General features: G+C 57.3%; 15 protein-coding genes, 1 tRNA gene and 2 pseudogenes. 13 read left to right on the plus strand and 5 right to left on the minus strand.

The window, feature by feature from the left end; genetic code table 11:
- The 3 genes and pseudogenes from BGIM_RS0107505 to BGIM_RS68190 form a co-directional block, all read left to right on the plus strand.
- Positions 1-1055, plus strand: a pseudogene (locus BGIM_RS0107505) (hypothetical protein); the annotation flags it as partial.
- 217 nt (positions 1056-1272) lie between these two features.
- Positions 1273-1647 (plus strand): helix-turn-helix transcriptional regulator, encoded by a 375-nt coding sequence (locus BGIM_RS0107510; RefSeq protein ID WP_020469178.1) that lies wholly within the window; start codon positions 1273-1275, stop codon positions 1645-1647.
- Between the two features lie 603 nt (positions 1648-2250).
- Positions 2251-2727, plus strand: a pseudogene (locus tag BGIM_RS68190) (tyrosine-type recombinase/integrase); the annotation flags it as partial.
- Positions 2728-3003: 276 nt separating this feature from the next.
- On the opposite strand, the gene BGIM_RS0107525 reads toward BGIM_RS68190, so the two are convergent.
- From BGIM_RS0107525 to BGIM_RS0107540, 3 genes are all read right to left on the minus strand, one after another.
- A tRNA-Ala gene (locus tag BGIM_RS0107525) sits at positions 3004-3076 on the minus strand.
- A gap of 73 nt (positions 3077-3149) precedes the next feature.
- The gene (locus tag BGIM_RS49195) at positions 3150-4844 is read right to left on the minus strand and encodes an alginate export family protein (RefSeq protein WP_020469179.1); all 1695 of its coding nucleotides are present in this window, start codon (positions 4842-4844) and stop codon (positions 3150-3152) included.
- 263 nt (positions 4845-5107) lie between these two features.
- On the minus strand, positions 5108-9274 hold the full coding sequence (locus BGIM_RS0107540) for a tetratricopeptide repeat protein (RefSeq protein ID WP_162136229.1): 4167 nt from the start codon (positions 9272-9274) through the stop codon (positions 5108-5110).
- A gap of 317 nt (positions 9275-9591) precedes the next feature.
- On the opposite strand from BGIM_RS0107540, the gene BGIM_RS0107545 reads away from it, so the two are divergent.
- Positions 9592-10302 (plus strand): hypothetical protein, encoded by a 711-nt coding sequence (locus tag BGIM_RS0107545; RefSeq protein WP_020469182.1) that lies wholly within the window; start codon positions 9592-9594, stop codon positions 10300-10302.
- On the opposite strand, the gene BGIM_RS68195 is transcribed toward BGIM_RS0107545, so the two are convergent.
- The gene (locus tag BGIM_RS68195) at positions 10227-10640 is read right to left on the minus strand and encodes a DNA polymerase ligase N-terminal domain-containing protein (protein WP_072022240.1); all 414 of its coding nucleotides are present in this window, start codon (positions 10638-10640) and stop codon (positions 10227-10229) included. The genes BGIM_RS0107545 and BGIM_RS68195 overlap by 76 nt on opposite strands.
- 178 nt (positions 10641-10818) lie before the next feature.
- On the opposite strand from BGIM_RS68195, the gene smpB reads away from it, so the two are divergent.
- From smpB to BGIM_RS0107605, 9 genes are all read left to right on the plus strand, one after another.
- On the plus strand, positions 10819-11289 hold the full coding sequence (gene smpB, locus BGIM_RS0107555) for an SsrA-binding protein SmpB (RefSeq protein ID WP_020469184.1): 471 nt from the start codon (positions 10819-10821) through the stop codon (positions 11287-11289).
- A gap of 24 nt (positions 11290-11313) precedes the next feature.
- Positions 11314-11766, plus strand: coding sequence for a hypothetical protein (locus tag BGIM_RS0107560; protein WP_157368658.1), 453 nt, complete (start codon positions 11314-11316; stop codon positions 11764-11766).
- Entirely contained in the window at positions 11766-12752 is a 987-nt protein-coding gene (locus tag BGIM_RS49200; RefSeq protein WP_020469186.1) for a glycosyltransferase family 4 protein, read from the plus strand. Before BGIM_RS0107560 ends, BGIM_RS49200 begins: the two co-directional genes overlap by 1 nt.
- Positions 12722-14338 carry a lipopolysaccharide kinase InaA family protein gene (locus BGIM_RS0107570; protein ID WP_084759741.1) on the plus strand — a complete coding sequence of 539 codons (1617 nt, stop codon included), beginning with the start codon at positions 12722-12724 and terminating at the stop codon, positions 14336-14338. Before BGIM_RS49200 ends, BGIM_RS0107570 begins: the two co-directional genes overlap by 31 nt.
- 121 nt (positions 14339-14459) lie before the next feature.
- Positions 14460-15374 carry a hypothetical protein gene (locus BGIM_RS49205; RefSeq protein ID WP_020469188.1) on the plus strand — a complete coding sequence of 305 codons (915 nt, stop codon included), beginning with the start codon at positions 14460-14462 and terminating at the stop codon, positions 15372-15374.
- 23 nt (positions 15375-15397) lie between these two features.
- Positions 15398-16066: a flavoprotein gene (locus BGIM_RS0107580; protein ID WP_020469189.1), complete on the plus strand. Its 669-nt coding sequence runs from the start codon at positions 15398-15400 to the stop codon at positions 16064-16066.
- 69 nt (positions 16067-16135) lie between these two features.
- The gene (locus tag BGIM_RS0107585; RefSeq protein WP_157368659.1) at positions 16136-16504 is read left to right on the plus strand and encodes a TIGR03066 family protein; all 369 of its coding nucleotides are present in this window, start codon (positions 16136-16138) and stop codon (positions 16502-16504) included.
- Positions 16505-16752: 248 nt separating this feature from the next.
- A complete protein-coding gene (locus BGIM_RS0107595) occupies positions 16753-17211 on the plus strand; it encodes a hypothetical protein (protein ID WP_157368660.1) in 459 nt (152 codons plus the stop codon).
- Positions 17212-17342: 131 nt separating this feature from the next.
- A complete protein-coding gene (locus BGIM_RS0107605) occupies positions 17343-17696 on the plus strand; it encodes a hypothetical protein (protein WP_157368661.1) in 354 nt (117 codons plus the stop codon).
- Between the two features lie 14 nt (positions 17697-17710).
- Here BGIM_RS0107605 and BGIM_RS0107610 read toward each other — a convergent pair whose 3' ends face one another.
- Positions 17711-18511, minus strand: coding sequence for an isochorismatase family protein (locus BGIM_RS0107610; protein WP_020469193.1), 801 nt, complete (start codon positions 18509-18511; stop codon positions 17711-17713).
- Positions 18512-18549 lie beyond the last annotated feature (38 nt).

The raw sequence follows: 18549 nt of genomic DNA on the forward strand, positions 1-18549 counted from the left end.
CGGATCTGCGGGAGGGCAACCTTCGCCTGTGGGCTTTGGACAACCGTCTCCGGCTGTTGTCGGCGGCCCTGACGATTCTTCAGGGGCATCACGCGGCCGGTCGGCCGGACATTCGGCTTGTCCCTTGGGGCAGCTATGAGGAATGGTCCGCCGCGGTCCGTTCCGCCATTGTGTGGTGCGGTCTGCCCGATCCCTACGACGGCCGCACGGAAATGCGGCAGTCCCAGGGGGATGAGCGTCTTCAAGGAATGGCCGGCTTGCTGGCGGAATGGCACAAAATCGACCCGCGGAACGAGGGCATGACCTGCGCCAAAGTGATTGAACGCATCGACGCGACGCCCGCAACCGGCGATCTGGCAGAACTCCTGCGGACACTCGCGGGGGAGAAGCCCCGCGACGGAAGCCGCGACAAGCGATCCCACAACCTCGGGCTCTTGTTCAGAAAGAATCGCGGTCGCGTCTTCTCCGGCTCCCGAAGTCTCCGGCAGACCGCCTTGGACCGGAACGGAATCAGCATGTGGGCTGTCGCCAGTGCGGGGGATGCGGGGAATGCGGGGGATACTTTTAACCCCGGCGCGGAAGAAAATAAATTGAACCGGAAAACGACCGAAAACATCCCCCGCATTCCCCGCATCCCCCGCACGGATGCTGCGGGTGTCCGGCGCCGGACACCCGCAGGCAATGAAGATCCACAGCCTTCCTTGCAAACTCTTCCTCCTTTTCGTCACAACGGACTCATGGATGAGAGTGTGGAGAGTGTGGAAATTGGCGCCGTTCAGGAATCCACCGGGGGTGCCGGGGGTGTTTTCATCCCTGCGAGGAAGGAAATCAAACAAGACACGGAAACGACGAAAAACACTCCCGGAGGTCTCGGCATTGAACCAAAACCGCGACCGCTTGAATCGCCTTGCAACGGCCGCGACGCCGGGTCATCGGAGACCGGGAGCAGGATCATAAAGCGGCAGGAATTGGAACCGGCCGATTCCGAAGAGGATGACGAACCCGCGAACCCGATCATCGGTTACTCGCCGGAGCAACTGGACGCGCTGCGCTGAAGCGACGCTCGCGGGTGTCCGGCGCCGGACACCCAAAGAAACCTAAGAAAACCTGACATTGGACCAAACGAACCAACGGCCGGTGCGACGACGCCAGCGATCAATCGCGGACCGGCCCATACTTGTTGATCCTCGGGCCAAGGCGATTCAACCCCGTTGAGCCCTTGCGCCCGAGGAAAGAAGAACCGAAGACCGACGCCCGGAAAGGACACACACCATGAATGACAACACGATCCGACTTCAAGATTTCCGGCCCGAACCATCGCCGGACGGACTCGCGGAACTCAGGGCTCATTGGCCCTCGCTGGCCGAACCGGTGAAGGCGGCCGTGCTGACGTTGGTCCGGTCGGTTGCCGGAGTCCCGTCCACCGGCGAACTTCCGCTGATGCTCGGTATTGACGACGTGATCGAATTGCTTGGCGTGTCCCGTTCGACGCTTGACCGCATGGACGCCGAGGCAAAGATCCCGGCCCCGGTGAAGACGGGGCGTTCCAAGAAGTGGGAGCGGGACGGTTTTCTGGCCTGGCTGCGCGCCCGCCGTCCGGACGGGACGACTTTCAGCCGCGCCGAATGGGCGAGACTGACGATTTGAAAAAGGCGGGACGTATCCTAACAGCATGTCAATTTGGCCACGGCGGGAGTCCTCATGTCGGCGATCTCACGACGAAAATACACGGACAAGAAAACAGGCGAGCGGAAGGAAACCGCCAAGTATTACGGCCGCGTGAAAACCTCAGTCGGCTGGCGATGGGTTCCGCTGTGCGAAACCGCCGAACTTTCCAAGAAGATGCTCCGCGAACTGGAGCGCAAGGCCGACTCCGAACGAATGGGACTGCCGGGGGCGACAACGGAGGCTCATCTGAACGGGCTGATCCTTTCGCATCTGGACGACTTCCTTGCTGACAAGCTCAACGAGGGAGTCAGGCAGGCCACCGTGAACCGTTGGAAGACAAGGTTCAAGGCATTGTTTGCCTTTACGAAATGGAGGGTTTTGCGGGAGGTCAACGCGAGACAGGCCCAAGAACATCTCGCCGAACTTGCCGCAGTTCGTTCACCCAAGACGCTGGAGGATCTTCGGGCCGATTATTCAACCTTCGGCCACTGGCTTGTGAAAGCCAAACGATATCCCGAGAATCCGTTTGAGGGGTTGAAGAACCCCGCCCGGGGAATGGAGCCCGTCCGCAAACCCCGGCCGATGACCGAGGCCGAACTGCGGTTGGTGGTCGCGTCTGCCGAGACCGGCCGGCCGTTCAAGGGATTGACCGGGGAACGCCGGTCGCTGCTGTACCGGCTCGGTTGCTTCACCGGGTTGCGTTCGGCGGAACTCTACTCACTGACGGGAGGCCGGGTGGAACGGGACTCGCAGGGCAGGGTGTTCGTCAACGTCACCGCCGGTTGCACCAAGAGCAAAAAGACCGCCCGGCAGGCCGTGCCGGATATCGTCGCCGACGACCTGCTTCGACTTGTCGCGGTTCTTCGACCGGAGGACCGGCTCTTTCCCGGCTCGTGGCACTCGCACGCGGCAGCCATGATCCAGGCCGACGCCTGCGCCGCCGGCGTCGAGACGGTGTCCGAGACTCCGAGGGGAAGGCGAGTGCTGACGTTTCATTCCCTGCGTCACTCGTTCGCATTGTGGCTGAAGACCAATGGCGTCCCGATCACCCTCGCGCAACTCATGATGCGGCACGGCGACATGAAGCTGACGACGGAAACCTACGGGCAGATCGACGACGAGACGCTTCACCAGACAGTGCAGGGCATCGCCGGAGCGGCTGTTCCGGGTGTTCCACTGAGCCACGGGCTGAGCCAAACGAATGGCGACGAGTGCCAACGGGTGACGACGAAACCGGAATCTGACCGACCGTTGGAAAGTGAGAAAGACCTTGAAAACAAGGGTTTTGACGACGAACGGGGACAGGTGACGACGGGTGAGGAAGAAAGGAGAAAATGGAGTGGAAGAGGATCGAACTCTCGGCCTCCGCAGTGCGATTGCGGCGCTCTCCCAGCTGAGCTACCACCCCAACAAAATCAATTCTAAGGGCCGTGGTCCGGTTGGCAAGGCAAATTGCCAGCCGGGCCACGGGTTGGTGTCGATCACCAGCGGAAGTTGTACATGAGGTAGAACAATTCCGAGTCCACGCCCGGCTTCGTGTTGCGGATGAAGTCACCGGCGAAGAATTTCGAATATCCGATCATGAAATCACTGTGCTGGTCGATGTGGAAGTTCACAAGAAAATCAAGTTCGTTGCCCACGTCGGTTCCGGCTTTTCCGGTGGCGTCCCGACGGGTGGTCGCTCCAGAGGCGTTGTACAGGAAATCACGGCTCTGCGCGAGTGTGAAGTGGTGGAATTGGGTCAATAGTGTGATCCAATTGTCCGGGTAGGCGGCCAGTTGCACATTCACATCGTTGATGTTCTGTCGGCCGACCAAGTCGATGTAGCCAAAGTAATAATGGCCGAACGGAAACAATTGTTGGAACGTATTGCTGTCTCCCTTGGCGTTGCTCGTTCCCGAGGCGTAGTCGTTGTAGACCCACACCTGCGGACGCCACGGCACGTTTTTGAACTCCCAACCAGCCCCAGCCGTCCAAGCGTAAGCAAGATGATCCTTGCCGTCAAAGGTTCCTGTCTGGATCATCCCCTCGGCGTCGTACAGGAATTGTCCCTCGTTGCCCGCCAGTCGGCTGCCAAACGTATGGAGTTCTTGTCGTCCTTTCGGCCGGTCTTTGCCCTTGTCAAGCGGGGATTGTTGGATGAGCTTGTTCTCGTAGCCCAAATAATAGAGATCAAAAGACGTGCCGGCTTTTGGCCGGTATTGGAACCAAGTTCCAAAGAAATTGATGTTTGTGTTGTCTTTGTCGTATTCGGTGGAATTGATCACGACCGGGCGCACAAAGAACGCGTCAATATCAATCTTGTCAGAGTGCCAGAATCCTTTTATCCCGTCAAAGGTTCGGCGCGTGTTGGCCCAGTCAAGCGGCGAGATTAGCCGTTGAGAGCCGTAGAGTAATTCCTGTCGGCCAGCCCGGACATACGCCGGGGTGCCGTCGATCTCCAGCACTTTGACATCGACGAATAAATTTAGGAAGTCGGCCCCGTTGCGGTCGATCGGCCGAGCGGGGAGGTTCGCCCCGTTGCTTCCGGCGTTGATGAACTCGCCGTAGACCCGGAAGACATCCTGATACCAGAAGTCCGCATACACCCGATTGCGGTAAAGCGCATAGTTGTCGTCTTTGGTTCCGAGGCGAGCGTTCGGCTCGTTCATGAAGCGGATGGAATGCTGACCGCCGATGGTCAGCATGGTGTCTTCAGTCGGGTGCATCCGCTTCAATACGTCAAAGAAATCTGTCTGAGTGTTGTCTGGTTTGTCCAGATAGCGGTAATCGTTGTTAAAGCTGCCCGATTGCTGCGCGATGACAGGGGGGTAGGGAAAAGCGGGTGGCTTTTCCCGGAAGTTCCCCGTGAAGAAATCTTGTGCCGAATAATAGCCGGGTCCGGAACCTGGAATGGTGAAGGCTCCCGCCCTTGGGAGTACCTCCGGTCTCGGATGCTTCGACCAGTCGAACCCGCCACCTATTCCCTTGGTGTTGCACGTGTCGCACGGAACTCCGTCGGAGACCGTTGCCTGGCCAGCCACCGGATCATCCGTGGTGGGGATCTTGTCGGGCAGAATTGTCGGCGATTTGTTTTCGACCGGCGGGGTCGTCACTTCGGCTGATGATTGTTGACCGAAGGCCAATCCGGCTCCCGAGAGGAAGAGGATTGTTGCCACTGAACGCACGTTGACCATGATGAATCGCACATCCCTTGCGAAGGACTTGATGAGTGGCGGGACACCATCAAGTCCGGTGATTCAAACGACTCAATCGATATCGGATGACGATTCTTGACGGCGAAGGTTGTAAACACCAAAAGTGGTAAAATGCGCAAATTGCATGCCGTTAAAATTGGAACATTTGGCAAAGAAATGAAACTTGAGCGAATTCAACAAAAAAGCGGGCCGGCCGACTTGCATCGACCGACCCGCTGGCACTCCGATATCAAACGGCTGGCTTACTGACCCGCGAATCGAATCTGCAAGTAGCCCATTGCCGAGTACATGTTATACTCATTGCCCGAGGAGATTGTCGCCCGGCCCTCGGCTCCGACTGAGAAATACGTGTTGATGTCCCAGTTCACGATGGCCTTCATGTCATGGTAGGTCACCAGGTTGTTGTCCGTGATGATCCCGTACTGGAGCGAATACCAACACTGGTTCGAGTGGATGTAGTAATCGCGGCTCAGCCAGTGCCACCATTCCACCCGGAATTCCCCGGACACAAAGCAATCCGGCGAGAAGTATGGGTGAACCGCCCCGAAGATATTGGTCGGGTTCGCCGGATCAACCACCTGTGTCCCTTCCCGGAAACCGTACATGTTGAGCCGTTGCACCAATTTCAACATCTTTGGCGGCAACGACAGGGCCACTTCGTTGTACAAGAACCCGTAATTCGCATCGTTCCGGTCCGAATAGTGGGCATAGGTGTAAGTCCCCCCGAAGGCCCATGTGCGGGTCGGCTTGATGTCAGCCCCGGCGTATGCCCCGTAGCGGAAGATGTCTTGCCGCAAGGTTTCACCGTTTTCAGCCACGTTCTCCAAGTACAGCCCGCCGCGGGTGCGGACCACATCGTTCACATCATACCAATAACCCGCATCGAACGTTGGCCGTGTCTTGAAGCGATCTTGGTATTGCTCGACGTTAAGCTGGCCGTAGGTCATCAGCCGGTTGTCGTCCCATTTCTTCTGGGCCCGGATGAAGGGGATGTTACCCCACAAGGCCTTGTCATCCGTCGGGAAGTAGCCGACTCGCATGTAACCGAACTGCACATACTCGTTTTCATCCCCGATCGGCAGGGTTGCCGCCGAGATGAGCCGTTGCCGGTCGATGGAGGCCAGCCCGGTGCGTCCTCGCTGGCTCATCCAGTCGTATTTCTCGTCCAACTTGGGGCTGATTTCAGCCCCGGCCCGTTCGCTGGCACAGATCGATTCCCGGTGGGTCGGATCGACCGCCAGACAGTTGCCGTACCAAGTCAGGGCGGCCCGGGTCATCTTCAAGGCCCCGTACGTCTGGCCCTCGTCAAAGAGGGTCTCTGTGTTCGTCGGCTCGAAGGTGTTGACCGCGTTGTACTGCGGAATCGCCATGTAATCGCGGTAACCCTTGAGTTCCTTCGCGTCGCGTTCGAGCCGGAAAGGCTCCTGCCAGGCAATCGTCGCGTCGTAGTCGCAGATCAACCGGTGGGCGGCCAATTTCACATCGTCGTCGCCGCAGGTTGCGGCGATTCGGGCCAGTTCCGCACGCAGGGCCGGGCCAGCCATGCCCCCGGAGAGGTACGGGCCGAAGGCGTTTCGCATCTTTTGATCACGTTGGGCATAGTAAGCCATCGTGCTCATCACACCGTCTTCAGCGGTGGGCGAGAGCATGACGTTGTACTGCGACCGGGCGGCGCTGAACTGATGGTCGCTATACAGAATCCGTGCCCGTTCCCGCGGGGGAATCGTGAATTCCGGGTCAATGGCGATCAACTGGTCATATTGAACCGCCGACTTGCGGAAGTTCTGGGTGACGGCAAAGGACCGGGCCATCGCCAGATGCCCCCGCACGTTCGTCGGCGATTGTCGGAGAATCCGCTGGCAGGTGGCGAAGGCTTCTGACGGGTTGCCCGGCCATCGAGAGGCCCGTTGTTGGGCGTCGGCCAGCCGAACCAGGGCGGCGAGGTTATCACCGTCCGTCGCCGCGACTGACCCGGCGATTTCGATGACTTTTTGGTCTTCAAAATCATCCGCGTAAAAATCGGCGAGCAACAACCGGCTGCGGACATCTCCACCCATTGCCCCTGTGAGCGTGCCAACAATCTGCTGGGCGCGATCTGCGTTGCCAAGCCGCTCGGCTGACCGGGCCAGCCCGTAATAGGCTTCCGGCAGCCGTCCGGCGGGCTTCGAGAGAGCGATCTCAAACTCGCGGGCGGCGTCCAAGTTTCGGTTCGCCTCCAACAAAGCCCGGCCGACGGCCAGCCGGACAATCGTGGCCGCACGATCATCCTTGGGGTTGGTGGCCAGATAGCCGCGCCCCGTGTTGATGGCCTTGTCAAACTGTCCGAGCTTGGCCAGCGCCCGAGTGCCAAGAGCGATGGATTCGGGGTTGTTCGGGTCGTCCCGCATCATCTGCTCGGCCACCTGGGCGGCCTCGGCGAACTTTCGCTGGTGCAGAAGAGCCATGCCGAACCAGAGGCGGGCTTTGCGGGCCATCTTGTCTTGCGGGGGAATCTTGGCGAACTCGGCTTTCGCCTTCTCCCATTCCTTCGTGTATTCCAAGACGCGACCGAGGGCATAGCGAACTTCATGGTCGCATTCGTTCCGTCGAAGCATGTCCCGATAGATCTGCTTCGCCTCGGTGTATTCGCCGACCGCCTGGTGGTACGAGGAGTACGTCATCAGATAACCGCGTTGATTGGCGGCATTCGGGACGAAACTATCCAACACCCGTTTGGCGGCGGCGGGTTGCAAGGTTTCCAAGTACACGCGGGCAATCCCGATGAGGGCGGCCCCGTTGGCCGGGTCGGCGGCCAGCACTTGGTTGAACACATGACCGCCGAGTTCAAACTCGTTGATCTCCAGCAGAATGTCCGCCAGGGCGATGCGGATGCCGGTTTGCGTCGGCACTCGGGGAGCCATCTCGGTGATCGCTTCCATGGCTTGCTGACGTTCGCCCACACGGGCGAACCCGCGGGTCATGCTGGCAAGCACCTCAAGAATCTTGAGTTCGTGTTCTTCAACGTTCTCCGGGTTGGTGACCCGAAGCAGTTGTTTCCGCTTCTCGATCAGGAAGGGCAGGGCGTCGTATGGCCGGTCAATGTCGAGCAACAAGGCTCCGAGGGCGAGCGGCGCCCGTTCGTCTTCCGGATGAATATTGATCAAGTATCGATCAACAAGCTGGGCCGCCCGGAACAAGTCGTTGTCGAGGGCCAGCGCCCGGGCCGCCCGAATCACGACTTCGGGGGTGCGGTCACTCAAGCGGGGATCGTTCTGCACCATCTCCATGACGCCAAGGAAGATCGACGCGGCCGCCCGGTATTGCCGGATGGACATGTAGGCGTCGCCCAACTGAAGCCGGTAGCCGGCCACGTTCGGAGCAATCCGGATTACCTGTTCCAATTCGGCGATTGCCCGGCGGGTGTCTCCGGCCTGGAGCAACAATCCCGCGTATTCAGCCCGGAGGGAATACTCCTTCGGGTTGTTGCGAATGATTTCTGACAGAAGGACGGCCGCTCGGTTGAAATCTTTGAGACGGGCGGCGTTCTGGGCGGCGTTCAGCTTGATCTCATCTTCCCTCGACAGGTTGCCAAGGGTCTTGAATTTTTTCACCGGCGGCGCGGGGGTGTCCGTTTTTGGCGTCGGTGTCGTCGTCTCCACCGGCTTCGGCGGGACGGTCAGCGTCTCCGGTTCTTGGAGGGCGACCGTCGTGCCGGGAGCGGGTGACACCGGTTTGTAACTCACCGATGGCGGGGCCAGCGGAGCCGGTGCCGGCGGGATCGGCAGCAGTCTGGCGCCGGTGCCGGCGGGAGCGGGTGGGACAACCGTTTTCGGAGCCACCGGGGCGGGTTGCGCAATCGGCGGGGTCGGGCCCGGAACCGGCGTGTATTTCGGCGTTTCCGTGCCGACAGGTTTCAGTTCGAGAATTTTTGCCGTGTCAACCGGAGTCACGTCCGGCAACGGCGGCAGGTTCAGGGGAACCTCGTTGGTCACCGGAATGATGTTCTTACCGGTCACGTAACTATCGAGAACCGTGGACGCCCGGCTCTTCGGGGGTGATGTCTTCACCTCTTTGGAAGGCACGAACGGTTCCGGCAAGGCCGGTCCTTCCACCACCGGTTCAAATGCTGTCGGCGTTGGTGGCTGCGATGGTTTGAAGGGATCACTTGGCGGGGTGATCGGTGAGAGAACGATCTTCTCACCCTCGGAACCGGCCGGCGGGGCCACGGGCTTCCAACTCACGTTGGTGGTGTCCGACGGCGGGGCTGCGTATAGGTGTGAAGCGTCCCCCAAACGGAGTTGGCCATTCACCGCCAGGCAGGACCCGGTGATCGTGAGAGCGATTCCCGCCCACGAATACCACTTGTGAGCGGCCCGAGCCACTCGTGTCCGAGGGGTTTTGGCGGTCGAGGGGGCATTCATCGTGTCCATACGGCCCTTCACAGCAAAATAGTGCCTGTGTCCATCCGGGATAATCCATCCGTGCGGAATGATCCGCGCGACCGAGATATCTCGGACAAGCCTCATCTTCGGCAGATCTTCACTCTTCCCTTGACCAAAATCACGGATTGTCCATTTCGCCTCAAGAACGATAAGCAGACAAGCAAGCATGGGATATTCAGTGAAGAATCGTCGTTTCGTAAGATGTGGGAAAGCGGAAAGCCACAAGAACGGCGTCGGCTGGTTTCGCTTGACGTGATTGTGACATCGGGGTATCCCCCGATATCCGGCCGGGAACGAGCAGAAGCATGAAGAAGCGGCGAAAACTATTGATCAGCGGGGCGATGCTTGTCAGCTTTTTGCTGGCTGTGCTGGCGTTCATGGCTGTTTTGGTGAAGACCCCGCCCAAATTCTATGCGGAGTCCCAACTCCCCGCCGGGGAGGATCGCGAAGCCTTGTCCAAGGATTTGCTGGCGGTTTTCTCACAAATTCGTTTTGCCCTTGTCAACGACGAACCACACTGGCAAGCTTCTTTTTCCTCCGATCAGATTAACGCATTCTTTCAGGAAGACTTTGTCCGGGCCGGAGCGGATGACAACTTGCCCGAAGGTTTTCACGAACCTCGTTTGCAAATTCAAGACGGCCGGTTGCGACTTGGCGTGCGGTATGGCTCGGGCTTTTGGAGCACCATACTTTCGCTGGAACTGAAAATGTGGCTGGTAAGCGGTGACATCAACATGCTGGCTGTGGAAATCGTCGGGTTGAATGCAGGAAGATTACCGCTGTCCACCTCGACGCTCTTGGATTACATCACCGCAATGTCACGCCAACAGAACATTGATGTGACTTGGTATCGTAGCGAGGGGCATCCGGTGGCGATCATGCGATTCCAAGCCGATCAAACCCGGCCGACGTTCCAGTTTGAACGGGTGGAATTGAAGGATCAAGAATTGGTGTTGGTCGGCCGTTCCACTGAATCCATGCTGACCGGAGCCTTGCGGGGCGCGGGCAAACCTTGATTTGTCCAGCGGAAGGTCAATCCGGATTCCGTCTTGAGAATCGTGGTTTCCCCAATCAGCCAGCTCCCCGAAATCGCCACATGGACGCCGTCCGGGGTTTCACTCATCCATTGAAATTCTCCCCCGTCTTCGCGAATGACGTTTCCCCGGTTCCCGGAAATCGGTCCTTCATATTCCAAGTAGAGTTTACGATGATCAGGCAGAGGTTCTGCGAGAATGATTTCATTGAGAGAAGGGCGCCGGGACAGCCGCCAGGCCCGCAGAGCCTCGGGTGTTTCCAGCAGGAAATCCCAATGGGTTTCCGGGTGGTCATGAAGTAGCAGGGCAAACCGAGGCATGGATATCTTGGGGGTCTCGGGCGATTCTCGCTAGAATACAAGACTTGAGCGGCGTCTTCAAAACCGCCGGTTGTGCGATATTCAAGACGAGTTTTTGACAAAAGGCGTCGGTGGAACGGATCCGCCGATTTCCCGCGGAATGCCTCTTTGGGTGTGATGGTGTCGGAGTGCGAGAATTATGGCAAAGAAACCCGAAGAGGGTGTCGTGGTCGTCACCCGAAACCGGCGGGCGTCCCATGACTACGAATTGACGGATCGTTTGGAATGCGGGATCATGCTGGTCGGCACGGAGGTGAAAAGCCTGCGGGCCGGGCATTGTAACTTGGAGCAAGCCTACGCGAAGATCGAGGATGGGGAACTTTGGCTGGTTGGATGTGAAATTCCCGAATACGCGATGGGAACGCATCTGAATCACAAACCCAAGCGAACGCGAAAATTATTGCTTCACCGACGCGAGATTGAGAAGTTCGCTGGAAAATTTTCGCAACGCGGGTACACCCTTGTGCCGTTGAGCGTTTATTTTCGCGACGGCCGGGCGAAGGTCGAAGTGGCGGTTGCCAAGGGGAAGCAAGTCCACGACAAGCGACAATCGCTCAAAACAGCCCAGGCAAAACGGGACATGGCTCGCGCAATGTCCAAACGCAAGTGAATGGCGAACAAGGGGGAAACTCTCATGGACGAGAGCAAAAGATCGGGTCGCTGGCGGGGAATGGCATGGCTCGCGGCCGGATGGATTTGCGGCTTTGGCTGCATGAGCTTCAATTTGGGCAACCGGACTTATGAATCCCCGTCGAGCTACGTGGACCATGCGGGCGTATTGCGACAAACCGGCGAAGCCCCGTTGATCCGCACCCAAGATGATCGGATCGAGGTTTATTATCCACGTGCTTATTCCACCAAGCCAAATCTGACGCTTGGCAAACAAGCCCCTTCCGTGTCGATGGAGGAAGTCGAACTCCTCGAACAAGCTCCCGACCATTTCACCGTTCGATGGAAGGGAAAGGCCGGAGGCGAGGCCAGCCTGAGCTGGCATGCCGAGGGGGTTCCCGGAGCGTTGCCTGTTGACACAACCCCGGCGAAGACGACTGCCCAAGTGAAGACGGTTGCCCCGGCGGGAGGTTCCTGATGCGGTTGGCGGCCCTCGTCGATTCAAGGGAACATGTCTGTTGCCGATATCGTCTGCGGGCCTTTGAACCCTTTCTGAACGCCTCCGGTTACCAAATCACTTACTTTGCCGATCCCGGTTCATGGACAGGCCGGATCGGAATTGCCCGACAATTGGGCGAATTCGATGCGGTTATCCTGCAACGTCGATTGCCGGCTTATTGGGAGAGTTGGCTACTGCGTCGCCATGCCCGGCGATTGGTTTTCGATTTGGATGATGCCGTCTGGCTGCGTGATTCATTTTCCCGCAAGGGATTTGAGAGCCGTAAACGGACAAATCGCTTCGGGCTTCTGATGCCGCGACTGGATCATTACGCCGCCGGGAACGATTACCTCTCGGAAGCATGCTTGAAAGCGAAGGCCCCTCGGGGGACGATCATTCCCACCTGTGTGGATGTGGAAAAATATCCTGCCGCCAGGCATGAGGGATTGAAGTCAATGCTCGCATGGATTGGCTCATCCAGCACGCTTCAAGGAATTGAAGCGATGCGACCCCTTTGGGAGCGATTGGGAAAAGAAATCCCCAATTTGGTAATGAAAGTGATCTGTGATCGTTTTCCGAAATTCGAGCATCTTCCGGTGATCGAGATTCCGTGGAGCGAGGCGACGGAACGGAACGAACTGGCCTCGGCCGACATCGGGATCAGTTGGATACCCGATGATCGCTGGAGCCGGGGGAAATGCGGTCTGAAAGTTTTGCAATCAATGGCGGCCGGTCTGCCGGTGGTCGCCAATCGCGTCGGAGTCCACCCGGAGATGATTACTCCCGGCGAGACTGGGTTTCTCGCCGACACGCCGGATGAATGGGCCTGGGCCATTCGCACTCTCGCCGGTGATGCGAACCTTCGCCGGAGCATGGGGCAGAAGGCCCGTGAGGTGGTTCGTCAGAAATACAGCGTGGAACGTGGAGCGGCCGAATGGCTGAAAGTCTTGGATTCGCTTGCATGATCCCGAGTGATTCCCTTCTCCAAAACGGCATCGTGTGGCATTTCAGCGATCGCGGGCAAGAACTGCTTTCTCCCGGCTTGCTGGATCTAAACGCTCAACTTCAGGCAGGTAACGCCGAGGTGGTGAAGGACGGGCCGCATCGCACTGTTCATCGCGTTCATGCGGATGGAACAGATGTCTATTGGAAACACGCCAAATTCTACGGCCCTCGTGGTTGGTGGCGCGATGTGCTTCGCGGGCCAAAATCGGAAATCGAATTTCGCCGGCTGGAACAATTAAGGGCGAAGAACATCCCGACGATCCTGCCCCTCGCTTGGGGGCGTTTTGTGGGGAAATGGCCCAAAGGAAGCTTTCTAATCACCGAAGCGGTCCCCAACGCCGTCACTTTGGGATCGTACCTCACCTCCCGACCCTTTGACGTACCTGAGCGACGGGCCATCGCCCGGCAACTCGCCCGACTGGCGGGCCGGTTGCATGAGGCCGGTTTTATTCATACCGATTTGCATCCGGGAAACATTCTGCTGGATTCCACCCGGCCGGACGATGATTGGCGTCTGATTGACGTGCATGATTTGATCGTCAAGAGAGGCCCTCTGACCACATCAAGGCGGGCGAAGAATCTCGTGATGCTCAACCGGTGGTTCGGGATGAGGACGTCAAGAACTGAACGGTGCGCCTTCTGGCTGGCATACCAATCCCAAGCAAAACTCGACAAACAGGTGGCCGGTAAGATCGAGGCGCTTACCCACGAATCAAACGCGGATCTTTGGATTTCGCGAGATCAGCGATGCCTGAACAACAATAGTGATTTCCAGAAACACGAACTCAATGAAAGCCCTGGACATGCGAGACGGGGCATCAATCCTGCGCTGCTCGCCGCGATGAACGACCCGGAAGCACTGATGAGGCACCCGTCCGCAAATGTGCTCAAAGATTCCCGCACGTCCAAGGTGGCCGTCGTGAGCATCGACGGAACGGACTATCTGCTCAAGCGGTTCAACATCAAACGGCTTCACACACCGCTCGCCAATTTGTTTCGGCCATCTCCGGGGGTGCGATCATGGCTGGGAGCGTGTGCGATGGACAATCGCGGGATTCCGACTCCCCGAAACCTTGTTCTCGTGCATCGAAAATGGTTTGGTTTTCCTTGCGAGGGGTATCTGCTGACAGAATATTTGTCAGCGGCCAAAACGCTGGATCAAGTCGCTTTTCAACCGGTTCTCGGATTGTTGGATGAAACAGCTCTCTTGGTGCGCCGGATGCACCAGCGAGGCTTGGGACACCGGGATTTGAAGGCTTCCAACATTGTTCTCAGCCGGGGAAAAATCTTTTTGATTGACTTGGTTGGGCTGGAGCGATTTCGCAATCTTTCCAAGAAGACTCGCCTTCGAGATTTGGCCCGGCTAAACGTTAGTTCTCTGGCGATGCCCGGTGTTCGTCGCACGGATCGTTTGAGATGGCTCAAACGATATTTGGCGGGGAATACGGACGAGTTGAGAGACTGGAAGAGCTGGTGGAAAGGCATTGCCCGGAGAAGTCTGGAGAAACTGGCGAAGAACCAACAGAGCGGACGGCCGATCAATTGAACGAAAACTCAAGACGCGATTCGTCATTGGACGACAACCATCGAAGAGTCGGTCTGGCGTGAAATGACAGACCAGACTATACAAGGTGGCTAGTTTGGGTGATTCCTCCCGGAACGGATTCATGGCCCGCAGGCTCCGAAACAACCGGCCCGCATTTCGCCTCGCGGCTGGCGCGTTGGCGCTGGTGTTTGGCGGCTTGTTGGTTGGTTGCAGCGGTGTCGGGAAACCGGATCAGATCATCACCCCGGCGGGAAATGTCGCCCAACCCGCGCTGCCGGGTAAAAGCCCTCCGCAACGGGTCTCGCAGTTTGTTTTTTACAGTGACACGCCTCTCAAAGAAAACACACCTCTGTTTCAGGAACTGAGCACGCTTCGGGATCAGATGTACCGGGAACTGCAATTACCGCCATCGAACAGCGTTGTTCAGGTATATTTGTTCGACAATCAGGATCGATACGAAAAATACATGCAATTCCGCTATCCGGAGTTGCCTCGTCGGCGGGCTTTTTTCATCGCGCAACCTCGCACGGTTGGCGGCCCCGAAGACCTGACGGTTTATACTTTCTGGGGAGATCACATCCGGCAGGATTTGCGACACGAGCTAACTCATGCGTTGTTGCATAGCGTCCTCAAGGAAGTCCCTCTCTGGCTGGATGAAGGGTTGGCGGAGTTTTACGAGTCCCCTCCTGAAAAATCGGGCTACAACGCGGCACATGCGGAATCGCTCCGGCAGAATGGATTTGCCCCCGATCTTGTCCGGTTGGAAAAGCTCGATCAAGTCCAGCAAATGGGTCGGCCGCAATATCAGGAGTCTTGGGCATGGGTGCATCTCATGCTCCGGGGAACTCCGGAAGCCCGCGTGGTGTTGCTTGAATACCTCCAGCAACTACGCGGTCCGGCGAAAGCCGGGCTACTCGCCCCCAAGCTTCGTAAGGTGTTCCCGAATCCCGGCGATGCCCTCAGCCAGCACCTCGCAAAGCTTGATCCCCCCTCGGCCACCCTTCGGCCAGTGGTGGAATTGACGCCGGGACGGTAAACTGCCGGGAAGGGGGTTCAATCATGTCTAATGTGCTTCTGGGAGTCACCGGCTCAGTGGCGGCCGTGAAGGTTCCCGAACTGGCGAATCTGATCCGGGCGGCCGGGCACGATTTGAAAGTCGTCACCACCGCCTCCGGTCTGTACTTCTTCGATCCGGTGGAACTTGATCCTTCGCGGGTCGTCCGCAATCCCGAATTGGTGACCACCGACGCCGACGAATGGCCGGGGAAGGACGAGGGAGAACGCTACCGTCGTGGCGACGAGGTCAGGCACATTGAACTTCGACGATGGGCCGACATCTTTTTGGTGGCTCCGTTGGACGCGAACACAATGGGTAAGTTCGCCAACGGAATTTGTGACAACTGCCTGACTTGCGTTTGGCGGGCTTGGGATTCGGCCAAGCCGGTGGTGTTGGCCCCCGCCATGAACACGCATATGTGGGACCACCCGATGACCCGCCGACATTTGCGTTGCATTGCGATGGACTTCGGCGCCAGTCATGTTCCCGGTCTGATGGAAGACGATGCCCTCATCGCCCAACTCAATGCGAGAGGACGAAATTTTCGCATTGTCCCCCCGGTGACCAAGCGGCTTGCCTGCGGCGACACCGGCGTCGGGGCGATGGCCGACACGACGACGATTCTGGCCAACCTTTCGGAAATGCTTGCCTCCCCGTCAGGTACTCCCTAGCATCGAACTTGGCCAGGAAGCGGTCAAATCATGCCGCTGCGGCCTCTCATCGGAAAAGGAAACCGGACCATGAAAAAGTTTGTGGCGTCCCTCGTGACGTTGGTGGTGTTCGCCGGGTTCGCCGCGGCTGAAACCAAGATTGATGCCGCCAAGATCGTTGGCAAATGGGAAGTGACCAAGACGGACGGCGAAGCCCCCAAGGGAGCCATCGTCGAGTTCCTGAAAGATGGCAAACTGGCCATCGCCATCGATTTGAATGGCAAGAAATTTGAACTTGGCGGTACGTACAAAGTTGATGGCGCCAAGCTCACCGTCAAGATTTCTGTCGATGGCAAGGAACAACCCGAAGACACAGACACCATCAAGTCCCTGACTGACGAAGAAATGGTGACGATTGACAAGGACAAGAAGGAAACCACCTTCAAGAAGAAGAAGTAAACGTTCCTTCAATTGTCGATGGTGATCCTCATCAGTTCAATTTGTTTTGGCCGATTCGCAGTGGCGAGAACGTGATTTCTTGGTGCGAATCGGTCCAAAAAATCAGATCAGGCAATTCCGATTTATTTCACAAAACCTCAATCTTTGATGAGTTGACGATATTTTGACGGTTTTCGGAGCTCATTTGCGTTTTAAGATATTATATCGAATTGAATATCGCAGTATTCGTGAGATTGAGGAGACCATTCATGTCCAGACTCGTTCAAATACTATTGGTTCTGATATGGATGGGGGGCTTTCAGATTGAATGTTTTGCCCAAACTCACACGCCAAAGATTTTGGCGCAGATCGATTTGCTGATTGCCGCGGCCCCCAAGTTGGAGCCAAAGCCAAAACCTAAAGGGCCTCAAGACATAATCATTGGCAAATGGGAAGTGGCCAGGAGCGATGATGAAAATGCCCCCAAAGGGGCCATCGTGGAATTCATGAAGGATGGCAAACTGTCCATCATCATGAATCTGAACGGCAAAAATTTTGAACTCACCGGCGCCTACAAGGTGGATGGGGACAAATTGACTGTCAAGATCAACTTCATGGGCATGGATTCCCCCGAAGAAACAGATACTTTCAAAAGCCTCACGGACGACGAATTCGTGACAGTTGACAAGGCAAAGAAGGAAACCACTTTCAAGAAGAAAAAGGATTGACGGATTCTTGTTTGAGTAGTTCCAAGCCCATGTCGCTGTTTACGTTTCCAGAACTCGGCTTGATTTGGAAACCCCTTCTGATTTACCATCTTCCCCGTTCGGATCATTCGGGTCTGTTGTGAGGGAACACCATGAGACGTTGCTTGGGAATGGCTGGTCTGGCGATGATTCTAATGGCGTCGCCTTCCGTGGCTCAAGACAAGGGCATGCTCACCGGAACAGCGTGGAAGGTCGTCAAATCGGAACACGCCCCGGCCGGCACAACCATTCAGTTTGCGGCCGATGGCAAACTGACCATCACGGTGCAAATTGACGGCAAACAACAACAACTGCCGGGCACATTCACGCTGACCGGCGCGCACTTGATCTTGAAATTTACCAACAACGGCCGGGAGATCACGGACACACGGGTGATTAAGAAAATCTCCGAAACGAGCCTCATCACCGAGGATCGCAACCAGAAACTCGAAGAACTGCAACGCTGAGCCTTGGTTCCCGTTTATTTCAACAGGTCTTTGCTCAGACAGGTCGGGCACCAGAATTTTTCAATGTGCTGGATCACCAGACTGGTGCCTTCGTCGTGGGTGACGTTTGGTTTGCTGGCCGGGTTGTACATCGCGTCGGTGATATCCCGGACGAGGACACACTTCACGCCCGACCGGGTCATTTGTTTGATGGCGAACGTGCGATGCAGCACGCACATGTTTGTGTGAACGCCCATCACGAAGATGTTTGAAATCCCTTTCGCCTTCAAGGCGTTGAACACTTCCTGTCCGTTGTCCGTCACGCCGTCTTTCGCATCATCAATCACAATGGCGGGATGTTGCCGCTTCCAGGCCCGGAACATTTTCGGGGCGGGTACGTCGTCACAACCGCCGTCCTTGTCGTCGATGGGCAGGGGAGGGTCAGGCAGGGCCAGGGCCTTGGGGAAATCCACTTTGGTGAAATCCTTCATCCGCTGCCGGGCCGGGGTGTCCTTGTAAAAGTCCATTGTGTCCGAGGGACAATGGATAATGAACATCCCTCGCTCGCGGCATTTTTTCACGATCTCGCCCGCTTTCGGAGCTAGTTCGCCGCATCGTTTGGTCGCGCTCTCGCACCAGTGCTTGTCCCAAATGTCGCAGAGAATCACCGCGCATTCCGAGGGATTGAACTTCTCCGAGACAGAGGTTTCCTTCCATAGTTCGACCCCCTTGTAGGGTTGCAATCGACTCCGCAGGGAAACCTCGACAGGGTCGGCGGCCGAGATGGCTGACATCGATCCGGCCATGAGCAAACAGGACCAAAGATACCGTTTCAAGTTGGATTCTCCGCTCGGTTGATGTTACAAGTGACTCA

This window comes from Zavarzinella formosa DSM 19928 (assembly GCF_000255705.1).
GTDB lineage: Bacteria > Planctomycetota > Planctomycetia > Gemmatales > Gemmataceae > Zavarzinella > Zavarzinella formosa.